The organism is Staphylococcus sp. GDY8P67P (assembly GCF_017892545.1).
Taxonomy (GTDB): Bacteria; Bacillota; Bacilli; order Staphylococcales; family Staphylococcaceae; genus Staphylococcus; species Staphylococcus ureilyticus.
The window spans coordinates 1-25,704 of the sequence record NZ_JAESLH010000021.1; the positions used below are offsets into that span (position 1 = coordinate 1).

Annotated in this window: 25 protein-coding genes; 20 read left to right on the forward strand and 5 right to left on the reverse strand. The window is 32.3% G+C overall.

Annotation, left to right across the window (positions count from 1 at the left end; genetic code table 11):
- The first annotated feature begins 366 nt into the window (after positions 1 to 366).
- From mvk to KA833_RS07735, 4 genes are all read left to right on the forward strand, one after another.
- Positions 367 to 1,290 (forward strand): mevalonate kinase, encoded by a 924-nt coding sequence (gene mvk, locus KA833_RS07720; RefSeq protein WP_210127977.1) that lies wholly within the window; start codon positions 367 to 369, stop codon positions 1,288 to 1,290.
- A gap of 4 nt (positions 1,291 to 1,294) precedes the next feature.
- Entirely contained in the window at positions 1,295 to 2,278 is a 984-nt protein-coding gene (gene mvaD, locus KA833_RS07725) for a diphosphomevalonate decarboxylase (protein WP_046207279.1), read from the forward strand.
- A gap of 12 nt (positions 2,279 to 2,290) precedes the next feature.
- A complete protein-coding gene (locus tag KA833_RS07730; protein ID WP_046207280.1) occupies positions 2,291 to 3,367 on the forward strand; it encodes a phosphomevalonate kinase in 1,077 nt (358 codons plus the stop codon).
- A gap of 415 nt (positions 3,368 to 3,782) precedes the next feature.
- A complete protein-coding gene (locus tag KA833_RS07735; protein WP_046207281.1) occupies positions 3,783 to 4,121 on the forward strand; it encodes a YuzB family protein in 339 nt (112 codons plus the stop codon).
- Between the two features lie 179 nt (positions 4,122 to 4,300).
- On the opposite strand, the gene KA833_RS07740 is transcribed toward KA833_RS07735, so the two are convergent.
- Genes KA833_RS07740 through KA833_RS07750 form a run of 3 tightly spaced genes read right to left on the reverse strand, consistent with a single transcriptional unit; the run spans position 4,301 to position 7,995 of the window.
- Positions 4,301 to 5,083 (reverse strand): SDR family NAD(P)-dependent oxidoreductase, encoded by a 783-nt coding sequence (locus tag KA833_RS07740; RefSeq protein ID WP_046207282.1) that lies wholly within the window; start codon positions 5,081 to 5,083, stop codon positions 4,301 to 4,303.
- 19 nt (positions 5,084 to 5,102) lie between these two features.
- Positions 5,103 to 6,350: an MFS transporter gene (locus tag KA833_RS07745; protein ID WP_107360006.1), complete on the reverse strand. Its 1,248-nt coding sequence runs from the start codon at positions 6,348 to 6,350 to the stop codon at positions 5,103 to 5,105.
- Positions 6,351 to 6,399: 49 nt separating this feature from the next.
- The gene (locus KA833_RS07750) at positions 6,400 to 7,995 is read right to left on the reverse strand and encodes a xylulokinase (RefSeq protein ID WP_070657568.1); all 1,596 of its coding nucleotides are present in this window, start codon (positions 7,993 to 7,995) and stop codon (positions 6,400 to 6,402) included.
- Positions 7,996 to 8,274: 279 nt separating this feature from the next.
- On the opposite strand from KA833_RS07750, the gene KA833_RS07755 reads away from it, so the two are divergent.
- From KA833_RS07755 to KA833_RS07830, 16 genes are all read left to right on the forward strand, one after another.
- Entirely contained in the window at positions 8,275 to 9,255 is a 981-nt protein-coding gene (locus tag KA833_RS07755; protein WP_192946090.1) for a ketoacyl-ACP synthase III, read from the forward strand.
- Between the two features lie 691 nt (positions 9,256 to 9,946).
- Complete coding sequence (locus KA833_RS07760; protein ID WP_046207286.1) at positions 9,947 to 10,882, forward strand: aldo/keto reductase; 936 nt, start codon at positions 9,947 to 9,949, stop codon at positions 10,880 to 10,882.
- Between the two features lie 305 nt (positions 10,883 to 11,187).
- Positions 11,188 to 11,727, forward strand: coding sequence for a flavodoxin family protein (locus KA833_RS07765; RefSeq protein WP_070038947.1), 540 nt, complete (start codon positions 11,188 to 11,190; stop codon positions 11,725 to 11,727).
- A gap of 131 nt (positions 11,728 to 11,858) precedes the next feature.
- Complete coding sequence (locus KA833_RS07770) at positions 11,859 to 12,338, forward strand: GNAT family N-acetyltransferase (RefSeq protein WP_064209583.1); 480 nt, start codon at positions 11,859 to 11,861, stop codon at positions 12,336 to 12,338.
- 17 nt (positions 12,339 to 12,355) lie between these two features.
- Positions 12,356 to 13,672 (forward strand): HD domain-containing protein, encoded by a 1,317-nt coding sequence (locus tag KA833_RS07775; protein WP_174894800.1) that lies wholly within the window; start codon positions 12,356 to 12,358, stop codon positions 13,670 to 13,672.
- Positions 13,673 to 13,798: 126 nt separating this feature from the next.
- The gene (locus tag KA833_RS07780; RefSeq protein ID WP_046207290.1) at positions 13,799 to 14,311 is read left to right on the forward strand and encodes a YwhD family protein; all 513 of its coding nucleotides are present in this window, start codon (positions 13,799 to 13,801) and stop codon (positions 14,309 to 14,311) included.
- A 263-nt stretch (positions 14,312 to 14,574) separates the two neighbouring features.
- Positions 14,575 to 15,027 (forward strand): YwiB family protein, encoded by a 453-nt coding sequence (locus tag KA833_RS07785; RefSeq protein WP_438873266.1) that lies wholly within the window; start codon positions 14,575 to 14,577, stop codon positions 15,025 to 15,027.
- A complete protein-coding gene (gene argS / locus KA833_RS07790) occupies positions 15,028 to 16,695 on the forward strand; it encodes an arginine--tRNA ligase (protein ID WP_070657576.1) in 1,668 nt (555 codons plus the stop codon). It abuts the gene before it with no gap.
- A gap of 153 nt (positions 16,696 to 16,848) precedes the next feature.
- The gene (locus KA833_RS07795) at positions 16,849 to 17,484 is read left to right on the forward strand and encodes an endonuclease III domain-containing protein (protein ID WP_046207293.1); all 636 of its coding nucleotides are present in this window, start codon (positions 16,849 to 16,851) and stop codon (positions 17,482 to 17,484) included.
- A 76-nt stretch (positions 17,485 to 17,560) separates the two neighbouring features.
- Positions 17,561 to 18,442 (forward strand): ABC transporter substrate-binding protein, encoded by an 882-nt coding sequence (locus tag KA833_RS07800; RefSeq protein ID WP_046207294.1) that lies wholly within the window; start codon positions 17,561 to 17,563, stop codon positions 18,440 to 18,442.
- A gap of 228 nt (positions 18,443 to 18,670) precedes the next feature.
- Positions 18,671 to 19,621 (forward strand): FecCD family ABC transporter permease, encoded by a 951-nt coding sequence (locus KA833_RS07805; protein ID WP_210127981.1) that lies wholly within the window; start codon positions 18,671 to 18,673, stop codon positions 19,619 to 19,621.
- 102 nt (positions 19,622 to 19,723) lie between these two features.
- The gene (locus KA833_RS07810) at positions 19,724 to 20,422 is read left to right on the forward strand and encodes an HAD family hydrolase (protein ID WP_046207296.1); all 699 of its coding nucleotides are present in this window, start codon (positions 19,724 to 19,726) and stop codon (positions 20,420 to 20,422) included.
- A gap of 3 nt (positions 20,423 to 20,425) precedes the next feature.
- Positions 20,426 to 21,223: an alpha/beta fold hydrolase gene (locus tag KA833_RS07815; RefSeq protein WP_210127983.1), complete on the forward strand. Its 798-nt coding sequence runs from the start codon at positions 20,426 to 20,428 to the stop codon at positions 21,221 to 21,223.
- 150 nt (positions 21,224 to 21,373) lie between these two features.
- Positions 21,374 to 21,880: an SA0570 family protein gene (locus tag KA833_RS07820; protein ID WP_073343389.1), complete on the forward strand. Its 507-nt coding sequence runs from the start codon at positions 21,374 to 21,376 to the stop codon at positions 21,878 to 21,880.
- Positions 21,881 to 22,019: 139 nt separating this feature from the next.
- Complete coding sequence (locus tag KA833_RS07825) at positions 22,020 to 22,730, forward strand: hypothetical protein (RefSeq protein ID WP_210127985.1); 711 nt, start codon at positions 22,020 to 22,022, stop codon at positions 22,728 to 22,730.
- 220 nt (positions 22,731 to 22,950) lie between these two features.
- Positions 22,951 to 23,754: an alpha/beta fold hydrolase gene (locus KA833_RS07830; protein ID WP_192946094.1), complete on the forward strand. Its 804-nt coding sequence runs from the start codon at positions 22,951 to 22,953 to the stop codon at positions 23,752 to 23,754.
- Positions 23,755 to 23,969: 215 nt separating this feature from the next.
- Here the strand turns inward: KA833_RS07830 and sarA are convergent, their stop codons facing one another.
- Positions 23,970 to 24,344 (reverse strand): global transcriptional regulator SarA, encoded by a 375-nt coding sequence (sarA, locus tag KA833_RS07835; protein ID WP_019468421.1) that lies wholly within the window; start codon positions 24,342 to 24,344, stop codon positions 23,970 to 23,972.
- Positions 24,345 to 24,706: 362 nt separating this feature from the next.
- Positions 24,707 to 25,630 carry an efflux RND transporter periplasmic adaptor subunit gene (locus KA833_RS07840; protein WP_210127987.1) on the reverse strand — a complete coding sequence of 308 codons (924 nt, stop codon included), beginning with the start codon at positions 25,628 to 25,630 and terminating at the stop codon, positions 24,707 to 24,709.
- Between the last annotated feature and the right edge of the window lie 74 nt (positions 25,631 to 25,704).

Consider the following 25,704-nt stretch of genomic DNA (forward strand, 5'->3'; position numbering starts at 1 on the left):
ATTATACGGACTTTATCTATAATAAATAAGTATTGTTTATAATTAGTAGCAGGTATTAACTTTTTGCTCATTTCGTTCAATTTTGATACAAATTAAAAAACTATGTCTCGAGACGTATGCCAATATATGAAATTTGTGAGATAATATACTTTGATTTGTGTGAAAATCGATTGAGTTGTGTAAAAATGCACGTAATGGTTGCTTGATTAAAAATGAAAAGCATGAATACTATAGCGAAATGCTATTAAACACAAAATTTCCCGGGAAATGTTAAGATAACTAGGAATGAAATTGAGATTAATAAAAATCGCGGTGCAAAGCATATATTATTTAAATTTAAAGAAAATACTAAAGGTGATTGAAAATATGGCACAACAAGGTTATGGGGAAGCGAATGGCAAGGTGATTTTAATAGGTGAGCACGCGGTGACATTTGGAGAGCCTGCAATTGCGATTCCATTTACGACAGGGAGAGTGAGTGCATTAATTGAGTCTTTAAATGCATCAGAGTCTTCCTATATTAAAAGTGAAGTGTATGATGGTGAATTGGTTTACGCACCTGAACACTTAAAATCAGTAATAACGAGGTTTATTGATAAATATGATATTGCAACACCCATCAAAGTTTCTATAGATACGAACTTACCACCATCAAGAGGCCTAGGATCAAGTGCTGCAATGGCAGTCGCATTTGTACGTGCGAGTTTCGATTATATAAATAAACCATTAACAGATGCGGTTTTGATAGAAGAAGCGAATTGGGCAGAACGTATTGCGCATGGCAAACCCAGTGGGATAGATACACAAACCATAGTATCTAACAAGCCAGTTTGGTTTCAAAAAGGAAAGGTTACTACATTAAAGCCTTTAGATTTAAATGGGTATATGGTTGTGATAGACACTGGTATTCGTGGTTCAACAAAACAAGCAGTAGAAGACGTACATAATTTATGTAAAGCAGATAGTGGATACCTTAGCTTTGTCGAACATATCGGCAAATTGGTACATGAGGCGCGAGATTCTATCGAACACCATAACTTTGAACAACTTGCTATGGTATTTAATTTGTGTCAAGAGAATTTAAGAACACTCACTGTTAGTCATGAAAAAATTGAGCAATTGTTAGAGGTTAGTAAAGAGCAAGGTGCTATAGCTGGTAAATTAACTGGAGGAGGTAGAGGCGGAAGTATGATTGTTCTAGCTTCTACTTTAGAAACGGCTGAAAAAATTGTGGAAAGTGCACAATCGTTAGGTGCACATCATACATGGATTGAATATTTAGGAGGTTAGTAAGGTGGTTAGTAGTGGCAAAGCACGTGCACATACAAATATTGCACTGATTAAATATTGGGGGAAAGCTGATGAAGCCTATATTATTCCAATGAATAATAGCTTGTCGGTAACATTAGATCGGTTTTATACAGAGACTAAAGTAACTTTTTCTGAACAATATACTAAAGATTTATTGATTTTAAATGGACAAACAGTAGATGATGCTGAAGCAACTAAAATTCGTCGTTTTATGGATATTGTTAGAGAACTGGGTAAAACATCTATGTATGCGCATATCGAAAGTGATAATTTCGTACCAACAGCTGCAGGTTTAGCCTCATCAGCAAGTGCTTATGCCGCATTAGCAGCAGCATGTAATGAAGCTTTAAAACTTGGATTAACGGGTAAAGCATTATCTAGACTTGCTCGAAGAGGATCAGGATCAGCTTCTAGAAGTATCTATGGCGGTTTTGTAGAGTGGGAAAAAGGTCATGATGATGCATCATCATATAGTTTCCCGATTGATGCAGATCACTGGGAAGATGATTTGTCAATGATATTTGTCGTGATCAATAATCAAACAAAAAAAGTTTCTAGTCGTGCTGGTATGTCACATACGCGTGATACATCTCGTTTTTACCAATACTGGTTAGATCATGTAGATGAAGACATAGCGTCAGTTAAGCATGCGATTAAAGACAAAGATTTTAAGTACTTAGGAGAAGTTATTGAAGAGAATGGCTTGAGGATGCATGCAACAAATTTAGGTTCACAGCCTCCTTTTACATATATGGTAGAAGATAGTTATTTAGCTATGGATATTGTACATCAATGTCGCGAAGCTGGTTACCCTTGTTATTTCACAATGGATGCAGGACCCAACGTTAAAATTTTAGTAGAAAAGAAAAATCAACAGGCAGTCATTGATGCACTGAAAAAATCATTTAATGATGATCAAATTATTGCAAGTGACATTACACGTACAGGTGTTGAAATTATTGAGTAAGGAAGAGATAACATGATTCAAGTAAAAGCGCCAGGTAAGCTCTATATTGCAGGTGAATATGCTGTTACTGAACCTGGGTATAAATCTGTGTTAATAGCTGTTAATAGATTTGTAACGGCTTCAATTGAAGACTCTAATGCTTCAGAAGGTACAATCCACTCAAAGACATTACATCATGAGCCAGTTACATTTCAAAGAGAAGAAGATAAGATAGTCTTATCTGATTTATATGCAGCAAAGCAATTAAAATACGTCATCACAGCTATAGAAGTTTTTGAGCAATTTGTGAGTAGTAATCACATTGACCTAAAACATTTTAATTTAACGATAGATAGTAATCTAGATGACGCAAATGGTCATAAATACGGTTTAGGTTCAAGTGCAGCAGTACTTGTATCTGTAGTAAAAGCTTTAAATGAATTTTATGAGATGCATTTATCAAATCTTTATATTTATAAACTTGCAGTGATTGCAAATATGAAATTGCAAAGTTTGAGTTCTTGTGGAGATATCGCAGTTAGTGTATACACAGGGTGGCTTGCTTATAGTACATTTGATCATGAGTGGGTTTCACAACAAATTGAAGATACCTCTGTCAACGAAGTACTAAATAAAAACTGGCCAGGTTTACATATTGAGCCACTACAACCACCAGAAAATATGGAAGTCTTAATTGGTTGGACAGGATCGCCTGCGTCTTCACATCACTTAGTGAGTGAAGTGAAACGTTTGAAATCTGACCCTACATTTTACGGGAAATTTTTAGAACGTTCACATGCTTGCGTAGAAAAATTAATTCATGCCTTTAAAACGAATCATATCAAAGGTGTACAGCAAATGATCCGGATGAATCGTGAAATTATTCAATCCATGGATAATGAGGCTACGATTGATATTGAAACTGCACATTTGAAAGTGTTATGCTCTGTAGCTGAAAAATATGGTGGTGCTGCTAAAACATCAGGCGCTGGTGGCGGTGACTGTGGTATCACAATCATTAATAATGAAGTTGATAAACAATCAATTTATAAAGAATGGCTAGAAAATGAAGTGAAACCGTTAGAGTTTAGTATCTATCATGGACAATAAGCTTAGGAAAAATAATTTTTAAATGTTGCGTTGTCTAATCCTAGCAAGGATGATGCTTTAGTTGAGTTGAAACTCATATATAAGTTATACTATCGTAATAATAAATTGAGAAGCGACACGGCTGTGACAATTGATTTGTCCAGCCGATTTTTGATTGAATTATAAAAATCAAACAGAAAAGTATATAGAAAAAAGTAGTATCATGAACGTGTAATGCTATGTTTTCATACACAACTTTTAGATCTAATGGAGCATAACTTGAAAAAAATTTAAAATAGAGTAAAATAATTAGAGTTGTAATTTATCGTTATAAATATATTGATGTGGCTTTGATAGGAAATTGAGCGCATATTTCACATAATTTATCAGTAAAATGAGTGAATCATTCACGTTTGGAAAGATGAGGGGATTGATTTTGCAAAATAAATTTTTAATCTGCGATGATTGTCAGGGCGTTAATTGTAAATCTTTACAGAAAAAACTGACAAAATTAGATCCTTATGCAGAAATAGAAATAGGTTGTCAATCGTATTGTGGTCCTGGTCGACGTAAAACTTTTGCATTTGTTAATAATCGCCCATTAGCAGCCTTAACTGAAGATGAGCTTATGGAAAAAATTGAAAAACAGTTGCAAAAACCTAGAGATCCTGAAGAGGAAGAGCGCCTTAGAAAACGCAATGAGGAACGTAAACGACGTAAAGAAGAACAAGATCGCAAACTGAAAGAAAAATTAGCTAAGAAGAAAAGTAAGTGAAAGACACTCAAGGTGACACATATGAAATGATTGAATTGCACAATGCAGTTTAATCATTTTTGTACTAATGAATATAAAAAAACACTTTTGTTCATGCCGACATAATGTATGTGCATTGAGCAAAAGTGTTTTTTAATTTAATATATTATTGAAACTAGACCATTATATGCTATTAATGTTTATAGTGCTGTGTAACCACCATCAATTGTGAAGACACTACCTTGTGCAAATGAAGATGCATCAGATGCAAGATATACAACGATACCACCGAGTTCATTTGGTGTGCCTGGTCTGCCCATAGGTGTGAATCCCATCCAGTCTTCAATCATTGCTCCACCTTGATCAAAGAAAGGTTTCGTAAGTTCTGTTTTCATATAACCCGGGGCAATTGTGTTTACTTTAATATTGTATTTTGACCATTCCATAGCTAAACTTTTCGTCAACATGATGACACCAGCTTTGGAAGCATTGTACGAACATTGTTCTTGAGGTTTATTAGCAATTAGTCCTGACATAGAGGATGTATTAATGATAGAACCATAGCCTTGTTTAATCATTACACGCCCAACGGATTGTGCAACTAAGAAAATGCCGTTCAGATTTAAATTTATAACTTTATTCCAATCTTCAAATGACATTTCTTCAGCTTTTGCATTAATCGTCATGCCAGCATTATTAACTAAAATATCAATTTTATTAAATTGTTTTGTAACTTCTTCGACCATTTGATTTACAGCATCTGGATTTGTAACATCTACTTTTAGAGCAATCGCTTCTACGCTTTCAGTTTCACGAATTTCTTGTGCAGTATCATTAGCTACCGCTTCATTAATGTCAGCGATAACGATGTTAGCACCAGCTTGTGCTAATGCAGTAGCCATGGCTTTGCCTAAGCCCATCGCACCCCCTGTTACAATTGCTACTTTTCCATCTAATTTAAATTGTTCTAATATATTTGTCATGTTAAAACTCCTGTCCTTTTTAATGATTTGGTTGGTTAACTTTCATAAAGAAAGTTAGTATAAATCCTATGAAATAAATAATTGCATATGTCCAAATAGTTAATACAGGACCTCCTATCGGTACGGTTAACGTTGCGATAGCTGGTCCGACAAAGTTGCTTAAGCCAGCAGATAAATTATGAATAGAAACCGCTGCCCCTTTATGATTTGGTTCTAAAATGGGGAAAATGGCTGACATCGGTACAAATGCCGCGACAGCAAAACCAAATACAATCGCTACTGCACCAGCAACCCAAATGTTGGGTCCAGTCGAGATTGGTAAATAGTAAAATGCTAATGTAGAAATCACCATTCCCATACAGCCAAACCACCGCACTTGTCGTACCCATCCGATTTTATCGCCAACCACACCCCAAAATAGGTTAGTAAAAATAGTTACAATATACATTAATCCCCAAATTCGCAACCATTCTGATGTAGTAAATCCTACGGTATCAGTGAATACGATTGGCATGATAACGACAAGACCAAACAAGGCTAATTGGTTAATGATTCTAACTACGCAAGCAATAGCAACTTGAGGATTTTTTAAAATGGTTATTCCTTTAGCGAATTCAAGTAATATCTCTTTGGGCGTTAATCTATCGGATTCTTTCTCAGAGCCTTTTCTATCTTTAACTAAAAACATGGCCATTAAACCACCGATTAAAATGAATATTATGGAAGACCATAATGTTCCCATAAATCCAATCCAAGGTATTGTAAAACTAGGTAGATAGGTTCCTAAAAACCCGATACCCACGGAATACATTGCCCAGAACCAGCCCATAGCTGAAGCTAGACGATGTTTTGGAGCTGAATACGTAATCCAGACGACGAAGCTATAGATAAACATCGGATAGGCAAAGCCTCTAATACCATACATAATTAACATCATTGGATAGCTATGTTGCTCTAACCCTAAAGTTAAAAAACCGATATGAAAAATAATCCAAATGATAAACGCAAATGCCATTATTTTTCTCGGGCTAAAAATTTCAGCCAAAATACCGGAAAGCCAAGATGCAACTGCTACAATAAGACCATAAAGTGTTAAGACTGCGGATGCTTGATGTGCTTCAAACCCAAGACTAACAATATATTTTGATAAAAAAGCTTGTTCAATACCATCACCAGTCATGAAAATAGCTACTGCGATATAACCCCAAATTAAAGTTAACGGTAAGCCTAAAAATTGCTTAGAGCTATCTGTACTTAGTGTATCCACAAAAATCTCTCCTAATCTTTAAATATGATTTCTAAAATGTTAATCGACTTTAAATATACTCATCTATCTGTCGTTGGAGAGGTAATAATGTTTTAAATTTTTGAATATAATTTCTAAAACTTTCAACATCTTGAGATTTAGGGTTTAAAGTGATTTGGTCAGTGTTATCAAAAGCTTTAACGTTTAAGTAATTGGCCAAATTTGTATATTGATTTTCTAGTAAATAACGGGATAATATTGCGATACCCCATGCACCGCCTTCACTAGCAGTTTTCATAACACTGACTGGTGTTTCTAATGCTGCAGCTAAATAGGATTGTGCAACTTTGTCTGTTTTAAAAATACCACCGTGGCCTAGCATGCTATCAATTTGAATATCTTCATTTTCTTTTAATAAATCAATACCAATTTTCAAAGTACTAAAGGCACTAAAAATATGTGTTTTCATAAAGTTTTCAATATTGAATTCACTATCAACGTGACGTAGGAACATCGGATAACCTTGATTGACATCCGTTATGAATTCTCCGGAGATATAGCCATAAGATAATAATTTTCCTAAGTCTTCATCTCCATTAAAAGCGCTTTCAAATAACTTGGTAAAAAGTTCATTTTTATCATATTTTACATTCATGAGTTGGAAGACTTCTTCAAACAAATGAACCCAAGCATTGATATCAGATGTACAATTATTAGCATGTATCATCGCAACATCATAACCATCAGGTGTAGTTACAATGTCTACTTCAGGATAAACATAAGTAATCGGTTTCTCTAGTACAATCATTGAAAATATACTAGTTCCTGCAGAAACATTTCCGGTTTTTGGTGCTACGCTATTCGTTGCCACCATGCCTGTTGCAGCATCTGATTCTGGTGCACACATTGGACACCCTGGTTCCAGTTCACCATTTGGGTCGATGAGTTTAGCGCCTGTTTTTGTTAAGTAACCAGCAATTTCTCCAGCTACAATGACATTTGGTAACATATCGTTAATATCTTGCGAGTAACCTAAATTTTGAAATAATGTATTAAAACGTTTTAATAGATCTTGACGGAATTGCTTACGTTCGCTGTCAACTGGGAACATACCAGATGCGTCTCCAATACCTAATACCTTTTTATCTGTTAAATACCAATGAACATATCCAGCTAGTGTAGTTAGATAACTAACTTGTTTGACGTGTGCTTCGTCATCTATTGCTGATTGGAACAGCTGAGCGATGCTCCAGCGTTCTGGTATATTTACTTTAAAATCTTCGCGTAACAATTTTGCTGCTTTATTCGCATTGTTATTGCGCCAAGTTCTGAAAGGTACTAATAAATCATCATTGTCATCAAATGCTAAGTAACCATGCATCATACCACTAATTCCTAGAGAAGCTAAGGATTTAATTTGAACATGATAGTTATCCTTAATTGATTGTGACATTTCAGCATAACTTTTTTGAATGCCTACCCATACATCATTAATGGAATAAGTCCAATAACCATTTTCATATTTGTTCTCCCATTCAAAAGAACCTGTTGCAATTGTTTCGCAATTAGGTGCGATAGCAATGGTCTTTATACGCGTAGAGCCTAATTCAATGCCTACAGATAGTTGACCTGATTCAACCAAGTGCTTGATATCATCACTTTCCATTTTGTTGCTCCTTTACTTAAAAAATAATGTAAACGTTACCAAAAATGAATATTAATTTAAAAATTATGAAAAGTCAATTAAAGATTATTATACATTTAGTTCATGTGATAAATTATAACTATAAATTAATAATATTATTTATATTTATTTATAGTTAGAAATTATTATCTATGTTATAGGTGTTGCATTGATTGTGTTATCATTCATTAGTATGAAGCGTATGATAAATAATAAGAATTTGAAATTTTAAAGTTATAGATTGATAAAAGGAGTTATGATATGAATTCGTTTGCTAAAATTACTGCGCAAGGTGCTTATGTACCGAAAAAAAGAATGGATAACCATGATTTCGAGAAGATTGTTGATACTTCTGATGAATGGATCCAACAAAGAACTGGGATTGTTGAAAGAAGAATTGTAGCTGAAGATGAATATACGAGTGATATCAGTTATAAAGCAGTGCTGGATTTGCAAGAGAAATATCAAGTGGAATTAAATGATGTTGATATGATTATCAATGCTACATTGACTCCAGATTATAAAACCCCAAGTGTCGCATCTTATGTGCAAGCGAAACTTGGATTAAAAAATGCAGGGGCCATTGATATTAATGCAGCTTGTGCAGGTTTTGCCTATGGTTTGAATATAGCTAATGGTCTGATTACATCTGGTCAAAATAAAAAAGTGCTAGTTATTGGCGCGGAAACACTATCACGAATTACAGATTACACAGACCGCAATACATGTATTTTGTTTGGTGATGGAGCAGGCGTATTTTTAGTAGAATACAGTGAAGATGAAACGAGCTTTATATCTAGTAGTTCTGGCTCAGACGGTGACAAAGGACATCATTTATATTGTTCAGAACTTTCTCATACTATGTTTGGCGAAGATTTACAAAATCCTGGTTATATTGTTCAAAATGGTCGTGGCGTATATAAATGGGCTGTCGGCAATGTTCCGAATATTATTGACAATACGTTACGTAACACGAATTATAAAAAAGAGGACATAGATTGGTTTGCGCCACATAGTGCTAATGCCAGAATGATAGAATCAATATGTGAAAAGGCTAACCTCTCTAAAGATAAAGCGCTAATGAGTCTTAAATATTATGGTAATACGTCATCGGCTACGATTCCATTATCGATTGACTTAGCTGTCCAAGCGCATCAACTTAAAAAAGGTGACCTCATGCTATTAGTTGGGTTTGGTGGCGGCTTGTCATATGCGTCGACATTAATTAAATGGACACTTTAAAAATATATTACAATAATTAAATAAAAATGATTCGTAAGTAGGGTGTAACACGCATTGCATCCTACTTTTTTATGTGTATATCTCTGTAATTGATTTGTCCCAGTGCATTTATATTTTAGGTAGATGATTGAACTTAGGTAAATCATTTTATGTTTTTTAAATCAAGTCATCTTTGCAAAGGTGGATGACGAAATAATTTTAATAAAATTAGAATTCTGTCCTACGTCCCATTATGTCTAAATTTTTGAAACGTAATTTTTAAGCATTTTACTTCAAGGTCTCATCAAAAACATGCTAAATTTTGAGTAGTGGTAGAAAAGTTATTCAGCAACTTAATATTGTTATGTCTCAACATTACGTGTTAAATCATATGTGTTCCGAACAAATTGTGCTAGCAATAGTTGAAACAATTGAATTACATGGCAATACTTTTTTAGAGAGACAAGATATTTAAAATAGCGATGATTACTAATGAAGTTAAGTAATTTTTGTTATGTGCATAAATACGATATGTATAACATATTATTAAACTGAGTGAAAAAGGGTAGAGATATATTATATAGTATTCAGCAGTTCATGCGTTTGTTGATGGCATTGTCAAAGTATCTTTCGTAATGAAGGGATACAAAAACAATTTGAGCCAGAGATTCTATAAATATTTCAAAATTAATATATAAGGAGTTGGATTGTTTTGACGGAAAAAGTTCAATTAGGAAAATCAAATGTAACGGTATCACCGATTGCTTTAGGTACAAATGCTGTTGGTGGACATAATTTTTATAATGATTTAGACGAAGAAAAAGGTAAAGAAACGGTTCGCACTGCTGTTAGAAATGGTATTACATTGTTAGATACAGCCTATATTTATGGTCCAGAACGTTCGGAAGAATTAGTAGGAGAAGCGGTTAAAGAATTTGCTAGAGACGAGTTTGCAATTGCCACAAAGGGTGCGCATTATTTTGATGAAGATGGTAATGTGAAAATGTCTAATGATCCAGCATTTCTTAAAGATCAAGTAGAAAAAAGCTTAAAACGTCTTCAAGTAGATTATATTGATTTGTATTATATTCATTTTCCAGATGATACTACGCCTAAAGATCAAGCAGTTGCTGCATTAAAAGATTTAAAAGATGAAGGTAAGATTAAAGCGATAGGAGTTTCTAATTTTACATTAGATCAACTTAAAGAAGCGAATAAAGACGGCTATGTTGATGTTGTGCAAATGGAATACAATTTATTAAATCGCGAAAATGAAGATGTGTTTGAATATACAAAAGAAAATCAAATTACATTTATTCCATATTTCCCTTTAGTTTCAGGTCTTTTAGCTGGCAAATACACTGAAAATACAAAATTTGATGATATTCGTGCTAAGAATCCAGAATTCCAAGGTGAAAAATTCAAAGAAAATTTAGAGAAAATTGATGAGTTGAGAGGTATTGCAGATAATCATAATGTAGATGTTGCACATATTGTGCTTGCATTCTATTTAACTCAACCTTCATTGGATGTCGTGATTCCAGGCGCAAAGCAACCACATCAAGTCGTGGACAATTTAACAACTTTAGAGGTTAATTTAACTCAAGAAGAGATTGAAAAAATAAATCAACTATTTCCTAGAAAATAATAAATAAGTGAGTGGACTTATGTATAAGTTTTAGCTCAGGCATCACTGTGTACTTTTATTCATTCTAGTTATCATTTCCAGGTTGAGATGACGAAATTTTTAAAAGAAAATTAAGTTTCTATCCTATGCCCATTTTATAAAGTTTTTAAATTTTAGTTGAAATATATAAATATATATAAATTTTCCTACAAATCATTTAATGCTATAATATACTATTGTAAACGCATGTTATATTTATGAACTTTTGTGTAAAATTATTAAGATATCTCTAATGGAATATTTTAATATATGAAAAGGAGATTATTATGATTACAGTTTTGTTCGGGGGCAGTCGTCCGGAGGGAAACACTGCTCGATTGACTAAAATGGCCTTATCAGGACATGACTACAAATGGTTTGATTTAACTCAGTACCAATTGAATCCAGTGAGAGATGTGAGACATGATGGGACAACGATTGATACTTATGAAGATGATTATAAAAAAATGATAGATCAAGTGTTAGCCAGTGATACAATTGTTTTTGCCTCACCCGTGTATTGGTATAGTATATCAGCCTCTTTGAAAGCATTCATTGATCATTGGTCTGAAACTTTAATGGATCCTAATTATAAGGATTTTAAGGCAAAAATGGCTGAAAAAGATTTTAGACTCATTATTGTCGGCGGAGATTTTCCAAAAGTAAAAGCGAAGCCATGTATCACTCAAATCAAGTATAGCTTAGAGTTTTTAGGTGCTACGCTATCTGGTTATATTATTGGAACTGCTGAAAAACCAGGAGATATTGATAAAGATTCGTATGCATTAAACCGCGCACGAGAATGGCAAGATACATTAAATAAGTAATATTTAGAGATAGTTTGGGCAATGTTATCTATTGTCCAAGCTATTTTCATATGAATAGATTAAGTATTTTGAACACTAAAATTATGTTATAATATGAGTATTATTACCTACTATAAATAGGGGGAACCAACATGCACAAAGTTAGGAAAGCAGCGCCAGAAGATGTTGTAGGCATCAGAGATGTAGCAACAAAAGCTTGGTATAATACTTATTTAAATATCTATGCAGCTAAAACTGTAAATGAATTATTGGCTGCTTCATATAATGAACAACATTTACTTAAAAGGTTAGAAGAACAATTATTTTTAGTCATCGAAGAGGATGATCAGATCATTGGTTTTGCTAACTTTATATATGGCACTGAATTATTCTTATCAGCCCATTACGTGAGACCTTCGTGGCAACATCATGGATATGGTTCTGATTTACTGAAAGAAGGCTTGGCATATTTCCAAAACGAATATGATGAAGTATTTTTAGAAGTGGATAATAAGAATGATGAAGCGGTAGCTTTTTATGAACAAAAAGGGTTTGAGCGTGTGCGCTCGTATATGCACGTGATGTATGGGGAAGAAATGGATTTAGCATTGATGCGTAAAACTTTATCATAGATGCACATTAACAAGGTATGAATAGGAGGACGACATTGACTTTTACAACTTATGCTACACAAAAGTTACCTGAAGAAAAAGTATTTAAAGACCCCATTCATAGATATATTCATGTAAGAGACCAAGTGATTTGGGATTTGATTAAAACGAAAGAATTTCAACGTTTACGTCGTATAAAGCAATTGGGTACATTATACTTATCATTTCATACCGCTGAACACAGTAGATTTGGACATTCATTAGGTGTATATGAGATTGTTCGAAGATTAATTGATGATTCGTTTGACGGTCGTGAAGCATGGAATAATGATGATCGTCCACTTGCACTATGTGCCGCATTATTACACGACTTAGGTCATGGACCATTTTCACATAGCTTCGAGAAGATTTTTAATACAGATCATGAACAATTTACGCAAAAAATTATTACTGGCCCGACAGAAGTAAATCGTGTATTACGACGTGTTTCTGAAGATTTTCCACAGCAAGTAGCTGATGTTATTAATAAAACACATGAAAATAAATTGGTCATCTCTATGATTTCTTCACAAATTGATGCTGATAGAATGGATTACTTGCAACGTGATGCATATTTTACGGGTGTTACGTATGGGCAATTTGATATGGAACGTATTTTGAGATTGATGCGACCTTCAAAAGATGAAGTACTTATTAAAGAAAGTGGTATGCATGCAGTAGAGAACTTCATTATGAGCCGTTACCAAATGTATTGGCAAGTTTACTTCCATCCAGTTAGTCGAGGTGGAGAAGTGTTGCTTAATAATTGTTTGAAACGAGCAAAGCAACTTTATAATGAAGGGTACACTTTTAAAAAATATCCTGCCGATTTTATACCGTTCTTTGAAGAATCTATGACGATTGAACAGTATGTAGATTTAGATGAAGCGGTTGTAGTTTATTACTTAAAAGCATGGATTAATGAAGATGACGCTATATTAAGTGATTTGTCTCGTAGATTTATTAATCGGGATTTGTTTAAATATATGCCATTTGATGGTTCTATTATTACAATTACAGAATTAACAGATTTGTTTATACAGGCAGGTATAGATCCGAATTATTACTTTGTAAGTGAATCCTTTTCTGATTTACCTTATGATTATGACCGTCCAGGATCAGACAGACAGCCGATTCATTTGTTGAGACGTAATGGTAAAATAAGAGAAATTAGTAGTCAATCCTTAGTTATTCATAGTATAACTGGCATTAACAGACAAGATTATAAATTATATTATCCAAAAGAATTTATTTCTGATATAGAAGATGACCAAGTTAGAAATGCAATTAATAGTATATTAGATGAATTAAATTAAGCACTTAAAAATTGATGACTTTTATCACTTTGTTAAATATGGCAAAATTTTAATATAGACAACTTATGTAGGATTGTAATTTAACAATTGCAGCGCTACTTGTTTTAATAATGGAGGTGGAAGCTGATGGCTGAAAATAAGGGATTTAAATTCAATATTATTAAAAATGATCCGTTGGATGGTCACAAAGGTACCAATATTGGTTCTATAAGTTTAGATAACGTAGCACCAGTGTTTATCGATGTTGCAAACGAAGAGGCATTTATTGATATTGCAGGCATGCATGCGCGTTCTAGTGTTGAAAAAGGTGTCAAATGGATTAAAGATAAGGCGACCGTTGAAGGTGAAGAGGCGAAAGAATATTGGTTGTGTTGGGTTACAACAGAACGTGGTGAAAATGGACCCTACTATGCCGGACTAACAGCATGCTATTTATTAGTAAATAGAAGTATTCGTAGAGGTTACAAAAGTATGCCTGAACATGTCAATATGATGGATAAATCAATGAAACATAATATTGAAATCGATCAAATAGGTGACCAAAATAAAAAAATATTAGCAGCGTTTCTTAAATCGCATGATATAGATATGTGGAATAACTCTGATGCTTCATTGCATGAAGCTTTAGAAACAGTATAATATCATTGGTTTTTAAGAGTTCAACGATATTAAACGAAGAACATAAGAACATCGGTATTTAAATGCATGTAACGTATGCATTGGGATATTTGCGTCATTTGAAAAGAGTAGAAATACGAAATCAGATTTTGATTTTGTTTTTTCTACTTTTTTTATGTGTGGTTTTTGAATATTGTGAAGGTGTTGTAAACGAACTTTGAAAATGGAGATTATTGAATTTAAATTAATTTAGCAACTGTTTTGCATATTTCAAGTATGCTATAATGGTTTGTATTATTTTAAAGATTAGGGTGAAACTTACATTGGAGAACAATGTTGAAATCCAAACGAAACAAGTGGTTAAACAATTCGATAATAAGGAAAAATTCTCATTGTCTACTACAGGATCTTGGCAAAAACGTAAAGCCGATTTTATTCGTTATCAAGAAAAGATAGACGGAGCAATCGTTAATGTGACAGTTAAAATTGAAAGTTCAGGAGTAAAGATTATCCGCAATGGTGATATTAAGTTAAACCTTCATTTTGTAGAAGGTGAGGAAACGATTACTTTGTATGAAATTAGTGGCGGTCGCATACCATTGACCGTTTATACACATTCTATTTTACATTTTGTAAATGATAATGGTGGAAAATTGAAAGTGCATTATGATTTAATTCAAGATGAAGAGAAGATGGGATCTTATCAATATGAAATTACTTACAAGGAGATGCCGTAAATGAACATAATCGAACAAGTCAAACAAAAGTTGGTTGAAGAAATTAAGAAAAGTATTCAACAAGCACAACTTGCCGACGTGAATGAAATACCTGAAATTAAAATCGAAATACCAAAAGATAATAAAAATGGTGACTATTCAACAAACATAGCAATGGTCTTAACAAAAATAGCGAAACGTAATCCACGCGAAATCGCAACAGCAATTGTTGAAAATTTGGATACAACGGCTGCACAAGTTGAAAAAGTTGATATCGCAGGACCTGGTTTTATCAATTTTTATTTAGATAGTGCTTATTTGACTGCGATTATTACTGAAGCAATCAATAATGGTGATCAATTTGGTCATAAAAAAGTTAAAAATGGTGAAAATATTTTATTAGAATATGTATCGGCTAATCCTACAGGTGATTTACATATAGGTCATGCCCGTAATGCCGCAGTTGGCGATACGTTGGCCAATATATTAGAAGCGGCTGGTTATAATGTCACAAGAGAATATTATATTAATGATGCTGGTAATCAAATTACCAATTTAGCTCGTTCAATAGAAGCACGTTATTTTGAAGCGCTTGGTGATGATTCTTTTGAAATGCCAGAAGGTGGCTATCACGGAAAAGATATCATCAATATTGGTAAAGATTTGGCAGAGAAACAACCGGAAATAAAGGATTTAGACGAAGAAGCACGTATTAAAACATTCAGACAACTTGGCGTCGATTACGAAATGCAAAAACTAAGAAAAGACTTAGCTGATTTTAATACACATTATGATAATTGGTTTAGCGAAACAACGCTTTATGAATCTGGTGAAATCAAACAAGTACTTAATAAAATGACTGAACTTGGTTACACTTATGAAGAAGATGGTGCAACATGGTTACGTACAACCGATTTCTCGGATGACAAAGATCGTGTATTGATTAAAAAAGATGGTAATTATACTTACTTTTTACCAGATATTGCATACCATTTTGATAAAATTGAACGTGGTAACGATATATTAATAAACTTATTTGGTGCAGATCACCATGGCTATATACAGCGTTTGAAAGCATCAATGGAAACATTTGGTGTTGATAGCGAGCGTCTTGAAATTCAAATTATGCAAATGGTCCGCTTAATGCAGGACGGTCAAGAAGTGAAAATGAGTAAACGTACTGGAAATGCAATTACTTTACGTGAAATTATGGATGAAGTAGGCGTGGATGCCGCGAGATATTTTTTAACGATGCGCAGTCCTGATACGCATTTTGATTTTGATATGGAATTAGCAAAGCAAGAATCACAAGATAATCCGGTATATTATGCACAATATGCACATGCACGTATTTGTTCAATTTTAAAACAAGCTAAAGAAAAAGGTATTGAACCTTCAACTGACGCAGACTATTCGTTTATCACAAACGATAAAGCGACTGAGCTTATGAAAAAAATTGCTGAATTTGAACCAACGATTGAAAGTGCCGCAACACACAGAGCACCACATAGAATTACAAACTATATTCAAGATTTGGCAGCACATTTCCATAAGTTTTACAATGATGAAAAAGTTTTAACAGATGATTTAGAAAAAACAAAAGCGTTGATTGCATTAATTGATGCAGTGAGAATTACATTACATAATGCATTAAACCTTGTTGGCGTAACAGCGCCAGAGTCAATGTAATTATTATGTAATTAAAGTAGTCCTTTATTTAAGAGCAAGTTTAGGTTTGTTAATCATAGTTTGATGCATTTCCGTCAGTACTATCACCAAACCTTACTTGCTCTTTTTTGATATTGGTTACTTCATCGTGATCACTGGGAGGGTAATGCTAACATGTTAGATATTCAGTCGCTATATAAATTATTATCTTCACATATGGGGTCACAACATTGGTGGCCTGCTGAGTCTAAAATCGAAGTGATATTAGGAGCGATTTTAGTACAAAATACCAATTGGAGAAATGCTGCTTATGCGCTTGAACAATTAAAGGTTAAGACTGAATTTGATCCAGAGCAGATGCTAAATTTGAATTTGGAATCTTTGCAAATGCTTATAAAATCAAGCGGATTTTATAAAAATAAAGCTAAAACGATTTTGAATATACTTGCCTGGTTGAAACGTTTTGATTTTGATTATCAAGCTGTAAGATCATATTATCAACTTCAATTGCGTAATGCTTTATTAGAAATCAAAGGTATTGGTAGTGAAACGGCAGATGTGTGTTTAGTTTATATTTTTGAAGAAGTTGTCTTTATTCCAGATAGTTATACTAGAAGAATTTTTAAAAAACTAGGCTATACCAACACAGAAAGTTATGAGAAATTGAAGCGACATATTGAACTTCCTGAAACATTTACTAATGCAGATGCTAATGAATTTCATGCGTTGTTAGATAATTTTGGGAAAAATTACTTTAATGGAAAAAATGAAAACAAGTATACATTTTTAGATCCTTATTTTGAAAATTAAATTTCATAAAATAGACTTAACGATTGAGATGAGAGTTTGGTAATATAGAATAAAATAACTATTAGGAGATTAAGGTATGAAGAAATGGAATAAATTATTATGTTTGTTACTTGTTTTTGTAGTAGTCTTAACTGCTTGTGGTACGAAGTCAGACCAAAAGCATGATGAAGGGCAATCTGAGGGTCACACTTATAAACGTATTATTTCTCTAATGCCTAGTAATACGGAAATTTTATATGAACTCGGTTTGGGTGACGATGTGATAGGCGTATCAACTGTAGATGATTATCCTAAAGAAGTAAAAGATAAGAAACAATTTGATGCGATGAAACTTAATAAAGAATCATTGATGAAAGCCAAACCAGATTTAATATTGGCACATGAATCTCAAAAAGCGACGAATGATAAAGTACTTAAAGGATTAAAAGATAGTGGTGTGAAAGTTGTTTATGTGAAAGATGCACAATCTATTGATGAAATGTATGAATCATTTATGCAAATTGGTAAGGTAACGCATAAAGAAAAAGCAGCCAAAAAACTCGTTAAAGAAACAAAACAAAATATCGAAAACGTAAAAAAATCAGTGCCTAATGATGTAAAAGGGCAAAAAGTTTTCATGGAAATTTCATCTGAACCAGAAATATACACTGCAGGTAAAGAAACATTTTTTGATGATATGCTGACACAATTAAAAGCAGAAAACAGTTTTTCTAATTTAAAAGGTTGGCAGAAGGTGAGTAAAGAAGATATTATTAAGCAAAATCCAGATTTGATGATATCAACAATGGGTATTTCATCATCTGAATATCAAAAAATGATTAACAAACGTGGTGGTTTTAATCAAATTAAAGCGGTGCAGCACAATAAAGTTAAAGCTGTTAATGGTGATGAAATATCAAGACCAGGTCCACGTATAGATGATGGATTGAAAAAATTGAAAGAAGCTATTTATGAATAGTAATTTACTAAAACACAAAGATAGATTAGCCTAGGAACTAAATAGCTTTCGCTAACAAATAAACGTCAATTGCTATAGAAATGATATAGAATTGACGTTTTCTTTATGAATTTCTTATCATGTGATATTTACTTTTAGCATAAAAATATATACCATTTTAATAACGAACAATAAATATTTTTATCATTCAATATAACTGAACGATTTTATTGAAAGCGTGGCAAAGACATGAAATATAATAAAGCACTTATTATTTGTATCGTCCTACTCATTATCAGTATACTACTAAGCATGCTTTGGAATATCGGTAATATTAATGAAGCATTGTCACAATCTATATTATTTCAAGTTAGAGTGCCTAGAACACTTCAAGCATTATTAGCAGGTATTGGTTTAACATTAGCAGGTCATATGTTTCAGACGCTATTAAATAACCCATTAGCCGACAGCTTTACATTAGGTTTAGCAAGTGGGGCAACTTTTGGTTCTGGTATAGCTGTAGTATTAGGGTTATCGTTTTTATGGTTACCAGTTTTTTCTGTAATTTTTAGTGTTATAACATTAATTACAGTGATCTCACTTACTACTGCTATGTCTAAAGGCTATCCGATAAGGACACTCATCTTATCCGGTATTATGATAGGTGCATTGTTTAATGCATTTCTTTATGTATTGATTATTTTTAATCAACAGAAGATGAATAATATTGTGAATTATATGTTTGGCGGTTTCTCATCTGCAGAGTATAACGAGGTAATATATATAGGTATTACGTTATTCATCGGTATTATTGTATTATGTAGTTTAATACCAAAAATTAAGATATTACAGCTAGGCCATTTGAAAGGAACATCTTTAGGTTTAAATGTACAATCATTAACATATTGCGTGTTATTAATTGCTTCATTGATTACTGCAGTAATTGTCGCATATGTAGGCATCATTGGTTTTATAGGCATGATTATTCCACAGCTTGTACGACGTCAGGGTCAGCAGTTCAATCTTGGACAACAAATGGTACTAAATATGTTTATAGGTGGTATAGTGATGGTAATGTCGGATTGGTTAGGAAGTATATTGTTAAGCCCATTTGAAATTCCTGCTAGTATTATTTTAGCATTATTAGGCATACCAGTACTATTTTACATCATGATCACTCAACCACGGAGCATAGAATAAACTTAAGGATTACTATCGTCTCGAGATGGTTTATACGATATAATGATATTTATTAATTAAGGTTAAGTAAAAGGTAAACCTAAGATTGAAGAGGTTATGATTATGGATTTAACTCAGGTAAAAGCGATTGTATTTGATTTAGAAGGGACATTATTAGACAGAAAGAAATCTCGAGAAAAATTTATAGAAGAGCAGTTTGAAAGGTTTCATGACTATTTTGTACGCATACAATTGGAAGACTTCAAACGTAAATTTATAGCACTAGATGATGATGAAGATCACGATAAACCTGAATTATATAAGGCGCTCATTAAAGATTTTCATGTAGATCGACTAACTTGGAAAGATTTGTTTAGTGATTTTGAAATGCATTTTTACAGATATGTATTTCCATATTATGATACACAGTATACTTTAGAAAAATTAACAGAGAATGGTTATTTGACTGGTGTGATTGCAAATGGTAAGTCGAAAATCAAACAATTTCGTCTGCACGCTTTAGGTATCGAAGACAGTATCAATTATTTATCTACATCTGAAACTGTAGGTTACCGCAAGCCCCATCCTAAAATTTTTGAAGATATGTTGTCGCAATTAGGTACCAAACCTGAAGAAACAATATATGTTGGTGATGATCCACTCAATGATGTAGCACCTGCAAGGGCCATGGGTATGATTAGTGTTTGGTTTAATGAAGATAATGAAAATGATCTAACACCTTTACCAGAAGAAGTAGATTTTACGATTAAAACTACGGAAGAATTACTTTCCATTTTATCAATTAATAAGAAAGGGAGATAAATGATGAACCTATTTACAACAAGTGATGGTGTTGCTTTAAATTACAAGACGAGTGGTGAAGGTAAAGCAATAGTCATGATTCATACTGCCTTTGATAACTTTTCAGTATTTAATGATTTAGAAACTAAATTTAATAAAGCATATCAGGTAGTACTCATTGATCTAAGAGGACATGGCTATTCTGACAAACCGAATGACATCAAATTTAGAACATATGCGAAAGATATTAAGGAATTATTAGATTATTTATATATTAATGAATGCTCTATCATAGCTCACGAATTAGGTGGTTCTATTGCCGCATTATTTGCTACACAATACTCAGAATTAGTGTCATCATTAACGATGGTGAATCCTACACTATTGAATGACATCACGCCTGAAGAGCGATTATATAGAAAGTATTCAGATAAAATTAGAAATTGGGATGATGAGGCACAACAAAAATTCCTTGATAAGCAATTATATTATTCCAAAAGAAAAGCTAAAAAATTCTTAAAGCAAATTGAAAATACGAACAACATGTCTACGAAAGCAGAAATAGAAGCGGTAAAACAATCATTTATTGACAATAATGTCATGCATTATTTAAAAGCTTTAGATTTACCTACATTAATTATTGTTGGACAGCATGGAGAAAGAACTACAGTATTCGAAGCAAAAGAAGTTGCGGATTATATCGGAAATACCCAATTTGAAGTTTTTGAAGAATCAGGATTATATCCATTCGTAGAAGAAAAAGATAAATTTATCAATGAAGTAAGAAAGTTTATAGAACAACATCTTCAATTAGCATCTTAAATTATTCAGCTTTGATAGATGTCTAGAAAAGATTACAGCAACACACTGTTTTGTAATCTTTTTGTAACATCACTGTTATTTTAGTAATATTTATAGTACAATGTGAATAAGCACAATGAAGGTAAGTTAAATATAAAGGAGAGAGTGCTTATGAAAAAATTATGTGCAGCAGTTTTAGTTACAGGTTTGGCATTTTCTGGTATTTCGGCAGGAAATGTTGAAGCAGCATCAGGGAACTCTATCCAAAGTGTTAATGAATTGCAACATGGAGACCAATCATTAGAAGGTGCAAAATTAGGAAGTTCTATTCAATCAGTATTAAAAAATAATAAAAAACCAATTTATTCATATAAACCTGATGGCACAGAACATTATTATGAATTTAAAAAAGATAATGGTGTGCTAGTGGTAACTGCAGATGGTAAGAAAAATAATGGTAAAATCACACGTGTATCAATGAGTTACAACGATACAAATGGACCATCATATAAAGAAGTGAAAAATGCTGTAAGCAACCAAGCAGTTGCACGTGAACATTATAATAAAGTAACAGGCAACTTTGGATATGTTCAAGATAATCAAGTATCTTATCAATTTAGTTCTCCATCACCTAATGATAAAAATATTAAACTTTATCGCATTGATATTAGTAAATAATCTTCACTTGTAATTATTAAAATGAATCAAAACCGACAAGTTTAAAGCTATATACTTGTCGGTTATTTTATTGTTACAATAAGTGAAAGTCTAATTTTATTAATGAATAAAGCACTTATTTAACAAAAAGGAGCCTATCATGAGAGTTAATGACAAAGTATTAATAGAAAATATCAATGATTATTTCACTCATAAAGGTCTTTCTCCCAATCTTATCGATGATATTAAAGGAAAATTAAAAAAAGAGTTAAAGAAATCAGAAGCACAAGATTTGGATTATATCGAATACAGAAAGAAATCACCAGCTGAAATAATTTTAACGATTCAACGCAATTTATTTACTTTACAATTAAACCCAATTGTATTTTTTATTATCAATTTTATTTTATTATCCTATCTATATGATAAACAGTATGTACCGTTCCAAGCAGCGACTGGATTATCAATTTTATATTGTTTAATTATTTTACCGATTTCAATCTTCATTTATTTGAGAATTGATTGGAAAAATTATCTCTATAGTAATAAATTTGAAAGAGTGATAGGGCTGAGTGTTGCAGCAGCAGCGCTTATCTTAGTATTTGCACACGCTTTTGGGTTTAATTTAGGCATTGTCGCTGTATCATTATATGCACATCAATTTATCTTTTTTGTAGGTATCATATTTAGTATTTCTGGCATCTATTTTAAAAGATTAGAGTTTACTGGTATTGGGTTGTTGTTTTGTCAAAAAACAATAGATGCGATGATTAGTAATCCTGTGATTACACAAATTGCGTCTATTGTCATTTGGGTATTGTTATTAATTGTTATCATTTATTACACAATTAGAATATCTTCCAGAAATTAAAGTTACTTTATGGGTTTCTGATATTATTGTGTAATCAGTTGTATATACTCAACTTGCATTTAATGTGTCAAAAACATTAATTGTGGGTTGAGTATTTTTTAGTTTTAAAAGGCAAGATTGTAGGGTCAGAGTGAAGCTAAAGATTGCCGTTAAATATTTGAAATTGAGCATATGCATTATAAAACGAGGGTATATAAATCATATAAGGAGGTGGCCCACAATGGAAAAAGTACAGATTAGTTGTAACACTGAATTGGCATACATCCGTGAGGGTCTAGGCTTTCCTGTAATTTTAATTCATGGTTTAGATGGTAATCTAGCTTCCCTATGTACTTTGAAAGATGAATTAAAAGAAAATTATGATGTTATTACTTATGATGTTAGAGGACATGGTAAATCATCGAAATCGAATGCATATCATTTAAAAGACCACGTAGAAGATTTGAAATTATTAATGAAACATCTAAATATTGAAAAAGCCCATTTAGTAGGTCATGATATGGGTGGACTGATTGCTAAACATTTTGTCGATAAATATGAATCCAAGGTTGAATCATTAACGTTAATTGCATGTAATCTTATTGATAGTGTATTAGAGTTAAATAAATTAATGATTGAACATGAAGATGAAATAGAAGGCTTTGATAAATCTGAATCTTTAATTTTATTATTACCTTATATGTATAAAGATCAAGAAAAAGCTAAAAAATGGTTTCAGTCCCAGTTGATTTATAATAGACAGTCAGCTGAAGAAAGTGCAGTAGCAACAAGAGCATTAATGGAATTCCCTGTATTTAATCAAAATATTGTACTTGAACAAACCAATATTCCCACATTAATTGTAAATGGAATTTATGATCCATTGATCACTCAAGAAATGAAACGCAAATACGATCAAGTGTTTCACAATTTAGAAATGGTTGAATTTAACCAGTCAGGACATGCACCTCATATAGAAGAACCCATTCACTTTCTAGAGGTATTTTTAGCGTTTGTAAAAACAAATGAATATTCAGAACGCTGATATTGATGAAGCAATGCGATGTTTATTTTTTGATTTCAAACGATAAATATTTAGCGTTAAAAAGTCTAATACATTCAATAACATAAAAGTGCACAAATCAGGTAGGATGAAACATTAAAAATTTTTCAAAACATATATAAAACCACTTCACTGAATTCGTTCAGCGAAGTGGTTTTTGGTGTTGATAGGTATGATATGTGGGAAGCTAAAGTTAGTTATACTTCTTTTTCGTCATTTGCTTCTTGAATACGCTTATTAACACGTGATAATAATTCATTGATTTTTTTGCGTTGTTTAGAATCAACTAATATTAAAACTGTTCTTTCATCATGTTCATTACGTTTCTTATCAAAATAATCTTCTTGAGATAAATTTTTAACTGCTTTAACAACTTGAGGTTGTTTATAATTTAAGTGGTTAATAATATCTTTTAGATAATATTCTTCACTTTCGTGTTCACTAATATATGTTAATACAGCGAATTCTTCGAAACTTACTGAAAACTCTTTTTTGATAATACTTTTTAATTTATCAGCGTACGTTACCATTGCTAATAGTTCAAAACAATCGTTAATTTTGGTGATAGCCATTCTTAATTCCTCCCTAATTTATATGCCCAATCTAATATACATATTAAAAATGTTTTTGTATAATAATTTGTCTTAATTCAAAGTTGAATACAAAGTTTTTGTCATAATTTACAGCTCTAATATATTTGGGTAAAATATATTAAAACTAGCATTATTTAGTTTATTATAACTAAATTAAAATAGCAAGTAAACAAAAAACTGATTAAACGGTACGGTAATGTTTAAATTTATTAATTCAATTATTTAAATACCAATCATTTAATTATAATAATTGCTATACATTTACAATTTACCACTATTTGATAAAAACTGTAAAAAACAAATTATATTTTAAAGATTTAATGTGTTTATACTGTGTACATCTAATTTTTGGGCCGCACAGTATCAACATTTTTAGCTATGATATCTCCAGGTTTTAAACCTTCAATGATAAGCATAGTTTTTTTATTACCCGATTTTTCTGATTTAATAACTCTTTTAATAAATTTTTTATTACTTAGTAAATAAACAAATTGTCCATTACCTATTGCAGTACTTGGTATTTCTATCTGTGTAGTTGGTTTTTCGATTTTTACATGTTTACCAAAAAAGTAATCAGAATTTGGTGAAATTTCAAGCAAATATTTAGATGGTTTAGATAAATTTGTTTGATTGATTGGAAGTTTAGCAATATGTGTAATCGTACCAAAACTATTATTTGTAAGATCACTCGTTATCTTCACTTTGTCTTTGATATGTAAGACATTTTTTTCTGTCTCAGAAATTTCTGCTCTTATGACAGGCTTAGGATCATAGATTTGAATAAAGGAAAGATTTTGTGAAAACATACGCGATGGATTTATAATAATAGTGCCAGAAATCGGTGAAAAAATTGTTGTGCGCAATTTAGATTGTAAGTGGGAAATTTCAGTTTTTAAGTTAATAAGTTCTGTTGAAGTAGGTTTACTCGTCTTAGTGAGTTGAGCTAATAGTTTTTGTTTTTGTGTAATGAGTTGTTCAATGTGAGGGTTATAATACTCAAAAAGTGGTTGGTTTTGTGCTACTTTTGATTCGGTTTTTACGAACCAGTCGTGGATAGCGCCTTGAGAAGGATTATAATTGATTGATACCAACTGAGAAGGTTCTTGTCTTCCGATAAGAAGTGGTGATTTTTTATAAGTTACTTTTATTGTTTCAATTTGTTTTTCAAAGTTATTACTTTGTGATTTTAAATAAAACCATAGGGACAGGGCGATTGTGCTAAAAAGGGTTAATAATGTGGCTAATATGATAAAGATACGTTTCAAAGATTGGTCACCTCTAGATGTATTTTTGTACTGATTATACTGCGTTTATAATGATTGCGCCACAGAAAAAAGAG